The organism is Sphingobacterium sp. GW821-FHT03E03 (genome assembly GCF_059420745.1).
The window spans coordinates 72,915-84,607 of the sequence record NZ_JBWKUH010000013.1; the positions used below are offsets into that span (position 1 = coordinate 72,915).

11 protein-coding genes are annotated in these 11,693 nt (G+C 39.1%); 5 read left to right on the forward strand and 6 right to left on the reverse strand.

The features are described 5' to 3' along the window. Positions 1-23: 23 nt before the first annotated feature. From AC07UV_RS15370 to AC07UV_RS15385, 4 genes are read left to right on the forward strand one after another with little or no spacing between them, the layout of a single operon-like run. The gene (locus tag AC07UV_RS15370) at positions 24-470 is read left to right on the forward strand and encodes an SRPBCC domain-containing protein (protein WP_495184381.1); all 447 of its coding nucleotides are present in this window, start codon (positions 24-26) and stop codon (positions 468-470) included. A gap of 12 nt (positions 471-482) precedes the next feature. Further along, positions 483-911 carry a DUF1801 domain-containing protein gene (locus tag AC07UV_RS15375; RefSeq protein WP_495184382.1) on the forward strand — a complete coding sequence of 143 codons (429 nt, stop codon included), beginning with the start codon at positions 483-485 and terminating at the stop codon, positions 909-911. 10 nt (positions 912-921) lie between these two features. Next, the gene (locus AC07UV_RS15380; protein WP_495184383.1) at positions 922-1,851 is read left to right on the forward strand and encodes a DUF1801 domain-containing protein; all 930 of its coding nucleotides are present in this window, start codon (positions 922-924) and stop codon (positions 1,849-1,851) included. A gap of 28 nt (positions 1,852-1,879) precedes the next feature. Further along, the gene (locus AC07UV_RS15385) at positions 1,880-2,701 is read left to right on the forward strand and encodes a VOC family protein (RefSeq protein WP_495184384.1); all 822 of its coding nucleotides are present in this window, start codon (positions 1,880-1,882) and stop codon (positions 2,699-2,701) included. 168 nt (positions 2,702-2,869) lie between these two features. Here the strand turns inward: AC07UV_RS15385 and AC07UV_RS15390 are convergent, their stop codons facing one another. Together AC07UV_RS15390 and AC07UV_RS15395 are read right to left on the reverse strand one after the other, a co-directional pair. Then, positions 2,870-3,289, reverse strand: coding sequence for a SufE family protein (locus tag AC07UV_RS15390; RefSeq protein ID WP_282250087.1), 420 nt, complete (start codon positions 3,287-3,289; stop codon positions 2,870-2,872). Between the two features lie 11 nt (positions 3,290-3,300). Then, entirely contained in the window at positions 3,301-4,524 is a 1,224-nt protein-coding gene (locus AC07UV_RS15395; RefSeq protein ID WP_495184385.1) for a SufS family cysteine desulfurase, read from the reverse strand. 223 nt (positions 4,525-4,747) lie between these two features. Between AC07UV_RS15395 and AC07UV_RS15400 the strand changes: the two genes are divergently transcribed. Next, positions 4,748-5,743, forward strand: coding sequence for an acyl-ACP desaturase (locus AC07UV_RS15400; RefSeq protein WP_120259999.1), 996 nt, complete (start codon positions 4,748-4,750; stop codon positions 5,741-5,743). A 684-nt stretch (positions 5,744-6,427) separates the two neighbouring features. Here AC07UV_RS15400 and AC07UV_RS15405 read toward each other — a convergent pair. The 4 genes from AC07UV_RS15405 to AC07UV_RS15420 all read right to left on the reverse strand — a co-directional run bounded on the left by AC07UV_RS15405 (position 6,428) and on the right by AC07UV_RS15420 (position 11,691). Further along, positions 6,428-7,957, reverse strand: coding sequence for a peptide MFS transporter (locus AC07UV_RS15405; RefSeq protein WP_282250090.1), 1,530 nt, complete (start codon positions 7,955-7,957; stop codon positions 6,428-6,430). 55 nt (positions 7,958-8,012) lie between these two features. Further along, a complete protein-coding gene (locus AC07UV_RS15410; protein ID WP_495184386.1) occupies positions 8,013-9,788 on the reverse strand; it encodes a peptide MFS transporter in 1,776 nt (591 codons plus the stop codon). A 136-nt stretch (positions 9,789-9,924) separates the two neighbouring features. Next, positions 9,925-10,254 carry a helix-turn-helix domain-containing protein gene (locus AC07UV_RS15415; protein ID WP_120259412.1) on the reverse strand — a complete coding sequence of 110 codons (330 nt, stop codon included), beginning with the start codon at positions 10,252-10,254 and terminating at the stop codon, positions 9,925-9,927. A gap of 66 nt (positions 10,255-10,320) precedes the next feature. Continuing rightward, complete coding sequence (locus AC07UV_RS15420; RefSeq protein WP_495184387.1) at positions 10,321-11,691, reverse strand: Mur ligase domain-containing protein; 1,371 nt, start codon at positions 11,689-11,691, stop codon at positions 10,321-10,323. Between the last annotated feature and the right edge of the window lie 2 nt (positions 11,692-11,693).

Here is an 11,693-nt window from a genome sequence, read left to right on the forward strand (position 1 = left end):
AATATTTGTTTAATATTCAGAACATGGAAAAGTTAACCGCAAAAGCAAGTATTCAGATCCAAAAACCCATCAGTGAAGTTTTTGAAGCCATCGTTGATCCCAACAAAATGAATCACTATTTTATTAAGTCCTCAACAGGCCGTCTCGAGACTGGAAAAACAGTAGAATGGAATTTCCCTGAGTTCCCCGACAGTTTTCCTGTAACCGGCAAAACAATCCGTCCAGACACCTATATTTCCTTTGACTGGAGTGGCGGATTAGCAAATCAACTGGTTGAAATCAGCTTATCTTCCTTCGGAGAGGGATCCACTGTTGTCAAAATTACAGAACACGAAATGAACAACGATCAGGAAGGCATTTTGATTATGATGCGTCAGACCGAAGGATGGGCAAATTTTCTAGCCTGTATGAAGGCCTATCTTGAATATAATATCAATCTTCGAAAGGGTGCTTTTGATTTTATGTTTTAACGGAAGTAAAAAATGGCGGCAAATAAAACCTCTTATATCGAAAAAAGTGTCGATGATTTTATTCTGGATATACCCGATGGACAAAAGCGGGAAGACAGCATCCAATTGGTACAATTGATGCAATCTGTCTCAAAAGAAGCACCGAAGATGTTTGGCGAATCGATCATTGGCTTTGGACAGTATTACTATAAATATGCCAGCGGGCATGAAGGGTATGCACCCCTAATCGGATTCAGTCCCCGTAAGGCTGCCATTTCACTTTACGTATATACCGGCCTCGAAGAACATCGGGCACTCGTGGAACAACTGGGCAAATATAAAATAGGCAAAGCCTGCATTTACATTAAAAAACTGAGTGACATCAATACGGAGAATCTGACCATTTTAATGCAAGAGACCATCCAATTTATAACAACCAAATACACAAGGATCAAGGATTAGATACAAGATTATGACAAGTAGCGTTTCAACAATTGACGAGTATATTGACCAATTCGAAGGGGAAAAGAAGACGTATCTCAATCAGGTACGGCAGCTGATTGCTGGAGTAGTCCCAGCTGAAACCACAGAAACCATTTCCTATCAGATGCCTACATTTCGATTTAATGGCAATCTGATTCATTTTGCAATGAATAAACAGCATCTCGGAATATACCCCGGACCTGACGCCATCGAACATTTCGCAGCAGAACTTAAAGATTTTAAAACATCAAAAGGAGCAATACAGATTCCGATTGACCAGCCCTTACCAAAAAAAATCATTCGTGATATTATTGCCTTTAATATCGAAAAACTCAAGGACAAACAAGGCCCCAACTGGCATAAAAGCAGAGGGAATTGGTTAGAAGCCGAAGAATTGATGCAACAGATTATGCTAAAAACCACACTGAAAAAAGAGTTCAAATGGGGCAGCGACATCTATACACACAAAGGGAAGAATGTCATCGGATGGGGTGGTTTCAAAAACTTCTTTTCCCTATGGTTCTATAACGGTGTATTTTTAGAAGATAAGGAAAATGTCTTGATCAGCGCGTCCGAAGGTAAAACCAAAGCTCTTCGACAATGGCGTTTTCAGCATGTCAGCGAGATGGATAGCACCAAAATCGAGGCTTACATCCAAGAATCTATTCGAACAATTGACGAGGGAAAAGAAATTAAACCCACCAAAAGTGAAGCCATACCTCCCTCTGGAATTCTTTTGGAAGCACTTCATTCAGATCATGTATTCCATGATCACTTCAATGCCCTCACACCAGGCAAACAAAAAGACTATATTCAGTATATTGACGAAGCGAAACAGGAAAAAACCAAATTATCCCGTCTGGAGAAAATCAAACCAATGATTATTGCGAATAAAGGATTACATGATAAATATAAATAAGTGAGTTTTAAACTAAAAATCGACGCTCATGGAAAATTCAATTATACCGTCCCTATGGTTTGATCACAATGCGAAGGAAGCTTTTGATCTATACTGCCGGACTTTTTTAAACAGTCATATCGAAAGCGACTCCCCGATCGTTGTCCAGGCCCTGCTCAATGGCGTAAAATTTATCGGCATCAATGGAGGGCCGATGTTTAAGCCAAATCCATCCATATCATTTATGGTGATCTGCGAATCAGCCGAAGAGATTGATCGCATCTGGAATACATTATCAGTAGACGGAAACGTACTGATGCCACTAAACAGCTATCCATGGAGTGCCTACTACGGCTGGGTAGCGGACAGATACGGTGTAAACTGGCAGCTATACCAAGGCAACGTAAGTGACACAAACCAGCAAGCGATCGTCCCTACACTGATGTATTGCGGACCTCAACAAGGCAAATGCGAAACCGCAGTTCAATTCTATGAAGGACTATTCAAAGATTTTCACAGCAACGGTATTTTACGTTATCCGGAAGGCGAATATAAAGGATCAATCCAGCACACCCAATTCCTTGTCAATGGATTTACCTTAATGGCCATGGATAGTGGAGTCGCCCAGAACTTTACGTTTAATGAAGGTATTTCCCTCACTATCCTCTGCCAGGATCAAGCTGAAATTGACTATTACTGGAATCGTATTACACAACAGGGACAAGAGAGCATGTGTGGGTGGTGTAAAGATGAATTCGGAGTGAGTTGGCAAATTGTACCGACACAAATTTCTAAATACCTTCAAAATGCAGGAGCCGGAGAAGCATTAATGAAGATGAAAAAAATCATTATCAAAGATTTGATCGGATAATGTTAGCTAAGGCAACAGTAGTTCCCATCTGAGGGGTGGATAGATAAAAAAACGGGAGTATCCAAAAAGGTTGGACACTTCCGTTTTTTATTAATATCATTTTTCTACGATCTCCTTTTAAAATTTCAATTTCAGGAGAGTCCGCTTTTAATTTTTGACCAGTTCTGGTTATGCGTTTACCTGCAACGCCAATGCGTATAATTTCATCTGTTTGATCATCGACAATAAACCATTGGCCCGGGTTGGCGACAAGTGTTCTTTTAAACCGATTTCATCAACGAAATACAGATCTGCATCAACAATCTCTTTTGCTGTATGTCCAGACAGCACTTTGACCATCAGACTAACCAAACCCTTGGTGATAATTGCGTCACTATCTGCTGTAAAAAACACTTTTCCATCTTTAACCTCCGGATACAGCCACACCTTGGACTGACAACCCTTGATAATATAGTCTTCTGTCTTATATTGCTCATCAATTAAAGGAACTTCCTTCCCCAGCTGGATGATGTACTCATATTTTTCCATCCAATCCGTAAAGAAAGCAAAATCTTCAACTAATTCGTTTTGTATTTCATTAATTGTCATAATCGTTTTTATTACACTAACATATTGACCGCACGTTGAATACCAGCCACCAAGATATCTATTTCTTCTTTTGTGTTGTAAAGTGCCAACGAAGCCCGGATCGTTCCAGGGATACCAAAGCGATCCATTACAGGCTGAGCACAGTGGTGTCCAGTTCGCACAGCAATACCCAATTTATCCAAAATCACCCCTACATCATAGGGATGTGTACCTTCAATGATAAATGAAATAACAGAACATTTTTGATCTGCAGTACCTATAAATTTCATTCCCGGGATCTGCGACAATTTTTCCAATGCATATTCCAGCAACTCGTGTTCGTAAGCCTCAATATTTTTTAAGCCGATCGAATTGATATAGTCAATCGCTTCATTCAAACAGATTCCTGCTTCAATATTCGGAGTGCCCGCTTCAAATTTAAAAGGCAACTCATTATAGGTTGTCTTTTCGAAAGTCACTTCCTTAATCATATCGCCACCGCCTTGATAAGGAGGCATTGCGTTTAACAGCTCTTCCTTACCATACAACACACCCACACCAGTGGGGCCATACATTTTATGCCCTGAGAAAACTAAAAAGTCAACATCGAGATCTTGCACATCAACCTGGATATGTTGGACAGCTTGCGCTGCATCTACCAATACGACAGCCCCATGCTTATGTGCAATCGAGATGATCTCTTTTACCGGATTGATCGTACCCAGTGCATTAGAGACATAAGTTACAGCAACAAGCTTCGTTCTTTCGTTAATGAGGTTTTGATAGGCGTCCATATCGAGCTCCCCCTTATCATTCATCGGAATAACACGGATCTTACAGCCTTTTTCATCACAAAGCATCTGCCAGGGCACAATATTGGAGTGGTGCTCCATTGCAGAAATAATAATTTCATCTCCCGCATGGATAAATGCTCTACCATAGCAGGTCGCAACCAAATTGATACTATCGGTCGTCCCCTTGGTGATAATCACTTGCTTGTCTTCAGGCGCATTGATAAAGGATTGAAGCTTTTTACGGGTCACCTCAAAAGCATCTGTAGATATCTGGCTGAGGTAGTGAACTCCCCGATGTACATTACTATTCATATCTGTATAATAATGTGCAATAGAATTGATTACCGCATTGGGCTTTTGTGTTGTCGCACCATTGTCCAGATAAACCAAAGGCTTGCCATTTACCTGTCTTTTTAGAATAGGAAAATCTGCACGTATTTTATCTATATTATATTTTTCCAAAGTCGTCTAAATAATTTATACAAAGTTAATAGTATTTTATCGAATACAGGGCCGACAATCTGTTTTTTATGTCATTATCAATCATCCAAGTTACTTGGCCAATCAAATTAAAAAATGGCTCAACACTATTAAAGAACCACTTTTTGTAGGTCATTTGCCATTTTTTACAATTATATCTTGCTTTTATAATTTATTGATGCTATTTATTTACCTTTGTATTGATATGCAAGAATTACCTCTAAATTTACCAGAAGGCTCACGTAAAGAAGTGATGGCCTACTTGGAGCCTTTCATGTTGAATGAAATGAGCGAATACCTGAAGCCTGTAGAAGAAATGTGGCAACCTGCTGATTTCCTTCCAGACGCTTCAAGGGATACTTTTTTTGAGGAAATAAGAGATTTACAGGAAAGTGCGAAAGAACTGTCCTATGACTTAGTTGCAGTATTAGTTGGTGATACGATTACCGAAGAAGCCCTTCCAACCTACGAATCTTGGCTGACAATGGTTGAAGATGTCGATAAAAACGAACAAGGCGGATGGATGAAATGGGTTCGTGCATGGACTGCAGAAGAAAACCGTCACGGCGATCTATTGAACAAATACCTTTATCTGTCGGGTAGAATAGATATGCGTCAGTTTGAAATGTCTACACAATATTTGATACAAGATGGTTTCGATATCGGCACTGGTGCTGATCCTTACCGTAACTTTATATATACATCATTCCAAGAACTTGCAACCAACGTATCCCATCGTCGGGTGTCGGGACTTTCAAAAAAAGGTGGTGATAAACTTCTGGCAAAAATGTGCGGTGTCATTGCTTCGGATGAAGCACGCCATGCCAAAGCATACATGTCTTTCATATCAAAGGCTATGACAGTAGACGCAAGTGAAGTAATGATTGCATTTGAAGATATGATGCGTAAAAAGATTGTCATGCCAGCACAGTTTTTGAGAGAAGCAGGCGAACCTCAGGGCGAAGCTTTTGCACACTTTTCGGATGCTGCACAGCGACTAGGTGTGTATACTGCATTGGATTATGTCGATATCTTGAAAGAACTTAATAATGAGTGGAAAATTGATCAAGTTACAGGTCTAAATGAAAAAGGTGAGAAAGCAAGAGACTACCTCTTAAAATTACCGGATCGCTTGACTAGATTAGCTGACCGCATGAAGATTCCTGAAAAAGATTATAAATTCAAATGGATTTACGGATAAACAAAAAAGCTTGACCAGAAATAGTCAAGCTTTTTTGTTTATCCTATTTCCTATAGGTAATTAACATCGAAGCATTCTATTTACCTTGTTGTCGGCTGTATGATTGTAAATATTGCAAAACAGTAATCATACTCCCCCTTAGGCCGATTATCTCCATACATAAGTAATTCAAAAATGTATATATTTTTAAATACAAAAGAATATTTAATCTTAAAATCAGCTTATATGCATATATTAATTCATTTTATTTGAATATAAAAAACATATATATGATATTACGTACACACCATATATATCATTTTTCATAACGCAGTCCGAGTTTCGTGCATTGTTCGGTTGTTCTTCGACTATGCTACGGAAGATATTTACCCCTTCTTCGCCTCTGAGAGCAGATAAGAGCGTGGTGTAACCTAGGTCTTTAAACCATATCTCCGTGTTAAACTCGGACTCACCTCGGACTCATGTCGCATTCACCACGGTCACAGTGCGACGACGTTACGACGATGTATCGAAGTTGGTACGATGCATTGACCAAAAAGGTTTGCACCTGATATAAGAAAGGGAGCAAACTCGCTATGAACTTACTCCCTTTCTTATATGCATCTAGTCAGTCAATCATGACTAAGTACTAATTCCCAAAAAGATTTTTAATACAGTCTCTTTTGGATAATATTTGATTAGGGATTATTTCACATTTCCCATTAATTTCCGCACAACAGGTGACAATGCAATAAGTACCACACCAGCAATTAAAGAATATAAGCCCAATTGCTTATAACTTTCAGTGTACGTCAGTAAGTTGTCTGCCAACGAACTTCCTTCTTTTGCTTCAGCCATACTCGCACCGATCAAGCCCGCAACATATTGTCCATAAGCACTTGCCAAAAACCACATTCCCATCATAATACCCTGTAACCTCGCTGGGGACAGTTTCGTCATAATGGATAGCCCAATCGGCGAAAGACAAAGCTCCCCGACGGTAATCACTAATAATGCAAGTGTAAAGATATCCAATGAGGTCATGCCTTCATGAGCGAATAAACGCGTCGCAAAAAGTACATAGTAACCTAAACCTAAGAAAACAAAGCCCAAACCAAACTTGATAATAGTATTCGGCTCAAGTTTACGTTTTCCCAACCAAATCCAGAATAGTCCAAATAACGGCGCTAAGGCGATAATAAATAATGCACCCCCAGAATTATTGACACCATTTGGATCAAGTGTCACTGCCCCCAGTAAAGAATCATTCAGGTGCTTGGCTGCAAAGATGCTCAATGAACCACCACTCTGTTCATATATCCCCCAAAAGATAATGGAAAACAAAATAAATACCAGTGCAGCAATTAATTTCTTGCGTTCCTCCTTGGTCACTTGTGACATTTCATAAAACAGATATAAAAGTGTCAATGGTCCAATGGTATACATAAAATAGTCAGTATATTGGGTTTTCGACACCATGATCTGAATAACGGGTATAAAGATCAAGGTCAGTGCATATACCGCATATTCAACCCATTTTGGCAAGGCTTTCGTCTTTACGATAGCATCTGGGTGTCCAGGTTTAAGCCCGATAGGTCCAAGGTGTCTTTTGGTAAAGTGAAAATTAATCAAACTTGCCAGCATCCCTATTGCAGCTAAACCAAAGGCAACATTCCAACGGTGAGGTTCGGAGATAACCGAGCTCAACATATACCCTTTACCAATGGCGACACAAACATAGCCCCCTAAAAATGCACCTAGATTGATCCCTGCGTAGAACAAGGAGAAACCACCATCACGACGGCTATCTCCATCACGATAGAGTTCTCCCACCATGGTAGAAATATTTGGTTTGAAGAAACCAGTACCAATAATAATAAATGAGAGACCAAAAAAGAAATATTGATGTGGATCCGCAGCTAGGAAAAGACTCCCTACAATCATTAATATACCTCCCCAGAACAATGATTTTCTAAAACCTAAAATCTTATCTGCAAAAAGACCACCAATAAATGTAAAAGCATAGACAAATGCCTGAGTAGCTCCATACTGTAAATTAGCCTCTTTCTCCGCAAAGTTCAGTTGTGTGATCATAAAGAACACCAACATACCCCGCATGCCATAAAAACAAAATCTTTCCCACATTTCCGAGAAAAAAAGGCTCCAGATCTGTCTTGGGTACTTTCCCTTAAAATTTTGAATCTCCTCTAGCGATTCCCGTGTACTAACCTCCATACTGTATTTATATTAATCAAAAAAGCTTCTTTCGTAAAAGAAGCTTATATAGTTATTATTTAACTCCGTGCATCAATCTTTTGATCAAAGGATTGAACAGCATGACAAGCAATCCGGCCAAAGCTGGAATAGCCGTAAATAAAAAGAAAAAGTGACTCAATGAATATTCTTGTTGAATTGTTTCCACCTGTCCGCCCAATACCGCTGCAACCTTTTGTGCAATAGCGATTGCTAGATACCAGATGCCAAACATAAAAGCCAACATCCTAGCTGGAACCAATTTAGAAACATAGGATAGGCCTACTGGAGAAATAAACAATTCTCCTAAAGTATGAAATAGGTAAGTCAAGACGAGAAATACCATAGAAATTTTCATCCCTGGAGCTATACCCCATGAACCTAATCCGATAATCAAAAATCCTATGGCAACCAATATCAGACCAAAACCATATTTAAAGGCAGCTGAAGGATTGTATTTCGATTCCCATATCTTAGACACCGAGGAAGCTAGTGCAATGATAAAAAATGAGTTGAGGATAGAAAACCAGGATACTTTTATTTCCGAAGCTTCTTTATTAAACTCCTGATAAAGCATCCAGATTGCTGCGCCCCAGATCAGTCCAAAACAGACAAATAATACGATATTAGAGATGGCAATCTTATCCCAGGTTACCTTTGCTAGTTTTATTAAAACCCAGCTGATAATTGCTAATGGCACAACCGTTAATAAACCATTGACCACATTAAATGTCGTCAATGCAGCACCTGTAAGCGCTCTATCGATATTATCCCTTGCGACAATGACCAATGAGGTTGCCCCCTGTTCAAAGCTCATGAAAAAGAAGATGAGGAAAAACGCCAAAAGCACCACGGCAAACATTCTATCCCGCACAGTCTTGTCATAACGCAAAATCCGGGAAACGATCAAATAAATAAACAAGATCAATGCAATAATGACCATAATATATTGACCTCTCAAAAAAGAAGTATCCAGCCCGGCGAAAACATCAATAATACCATTTTTCGACAATGGGTCATTGAAGGCATATACAAAGCCTATTATAGCGACAATACCGATAAGCACGAAATCCTTTATTGTAAACGGGTTTTTAGTATCCGTATCATTGACAATAACTTCTTTCTTCTCTCCGGCCGCAGATTTGTCTAAAATACCAAGGTTGCCCATGAGTGGTTTTGCGAATACAAACTGAAGTGTACCTAGTAGCATAAAAATACCAGCCAATCCAAATCCCCAATGCCATCCATATGTTTCAGCGATGTAACCACATAGCATCATCCCAAAGAAAGCGCCTGCATTGACACCCATATAGAATATTGTATACGCTCCGTCCTTCTTTTCAGGAAGGTCTTTATACATTTCACCAAGGATTGAAGGCATGTTCGGTTTGAAAAAACCTGTTCCGATAACCAAACAGATCAATCCCAGAAAAAACATGATCGCAGTATCAAAAGCCATTGCAGCATGTCCCAATGTCATGATTGCTGAGCCGATAATAACAGCTTTTCTGGATCCGATGTATTTGTCAGCGATGATTCCACCGAGTATTGGTGTCAGATAAAGCATCATTGCATATGTTCCGTACAATGCACCTGCTTGTTGTGCTGTCCAGGCCCAGCCAGAGAATGGGCTACCTTGGATAACTGCAGCAGTTAAAAATTGCATCAATAGGACACGCATTCCATAGAATGAAAACCGTTCCCACATCTCTGTAAAGAAAAGTACGAACAGCCCTGAGCGCTGTCCTAGTACATTCGATTTAAAAAAATCGTTCGACGGGCTAGTAGTTATATCCCCGTTTAATCTCCCCATAAGTAATCAACCTTTATTTTTATAAAAATACTTACAAAGAAACAAAAACAAAATCACTTTTGGCCAAAATAAAGTTGCATAAACAAAAAAAGGCAACCCAAATGGATTGCCTTTTCAGTAACATTTTTAATATGCCCTATCTTTTGTGCAATTGTTCGTAAAGATCAATAACCTTTTTCTGAAGTTCGATAACTTCGCCATCACGTAGTTGCAACTTTTGCGTTAACGCATTGACCTCATTGACATACTCTTTATCCTCTTCCGAATCAGAAGTAGATAGTAGTTGAACAACTGTCAAATTGAATAATTTTGAGATTTGATTTAGGCGCGACAGATTTACATCTGTAATACCTGTTTCAATTTTAGAAAATGCTGGGATTGAGATATCCAATCGCTTTGCAACATCCTCTTGACTCCACCCCTTCTGGTGTCTAAGTAATCTGATTTTTTTTCCTAATGCATTCATCTGGTAGATATTTTAAACAAAAATAGTAAATAAAAATATAATTTACATTAAATTATATTTTTTTCTCTAAAAATCCCTAAAAAACCGATCAGCGAGCACGGAGAGATTAACCCCATTATAATTATTTAAACTCATAAGTAGTAAATTGTAACCCTTAGATTTAACCCCATCCAAAAAAGAATACAGGCCATCTAAGCTCACAACAACCTCTAAATCAGGATTATTAAAACTGTTTTTGATGTTCTCAGGAACACTTTCGATATCCTTATTAAGTTCCTTACAGGAGTGGATATTCACGTAGACCACAGAGAGATCCGACTCTCCCATCGAGTCCGCATATTGTAACAAAAAGGACGAATCTAAACTATCATACGAGTTTAATTCGATAATTGTGACCAATTTCTGATTAGGAAATTGTTCTTTTACAGCGTGAATACTCGACCTAACTTTATCCGCATTGCAGGCATAATCTTGATAGACCACAGATCCTTCTGAGCTCGCCACAAACTCCAGATAACGGATAGATGTATTAAAACTCTTTATTGCATCAAAGAACTCTTTCTTTTTAATACCCAACCATTCACAGACGGTATAAGCGCCTGCGATATTAGACAGATTATTTTTCCCGAACACTTGTAAAGGAACTTCTCCGTCTGCGGTATTTAGATAGGTAACACCCTTATTGATTGTGTAATCGGGGATCTTATAGCCATGCCGGTTAATCTTGCAGTCTTTGGTATCCTGCAAAACTTTTTGGAGAACAGCATCTTCTTTATTATAGATCAGCGTTCCTTTAGGAGGTATGGAATCAATAAAATCTTCAAATTGTTTAATATATTCCTCTTGAGATATTTTGGAATTAAATTCATTCCATACGATACCAGAGATTAGGGCGATATTAGGCTTATAATATAAAAATTTCGACTTGGAATCAATTTTGGACGAAACATATTCATCTCCCTCGATAATAATAATCTTATTATGCTTGGTAATATCCACAAGTTTATCAAAACCTCTTAATTGCGCCCCGACCAAATAATCAAATTCTTTTCCTAAGGAGCGCATGACGTGCATAACCATGCTCGTAATCGTTGTTTTCCCGTAGCTCCCTGCAATAACCACACGGATTTTATCCTGGGAGAGTTCCTGTATAAACTCTGGAAAAGAATAGATCTTCAGGCCTAATTCCTGCGCCTTTTTTAATTCGGGATTATCTGCTTCCGCATGTGCACCCAAAATAACGGCATCAATATCTTCCGTCACCTTGTCGGCAAACCAACCCAATTGATCTGGCAATAACCCAGCTTCGATGAGATGGGAACGGGAAGGTTCCACAATCTGATCATCAGATCCAGTAATTTGGTGCCCCTGCTTTGCCAAAGAAATGGCAAGGTTATGCATCACACTACCACCTATCGCTATAAAATGAATACGCATCG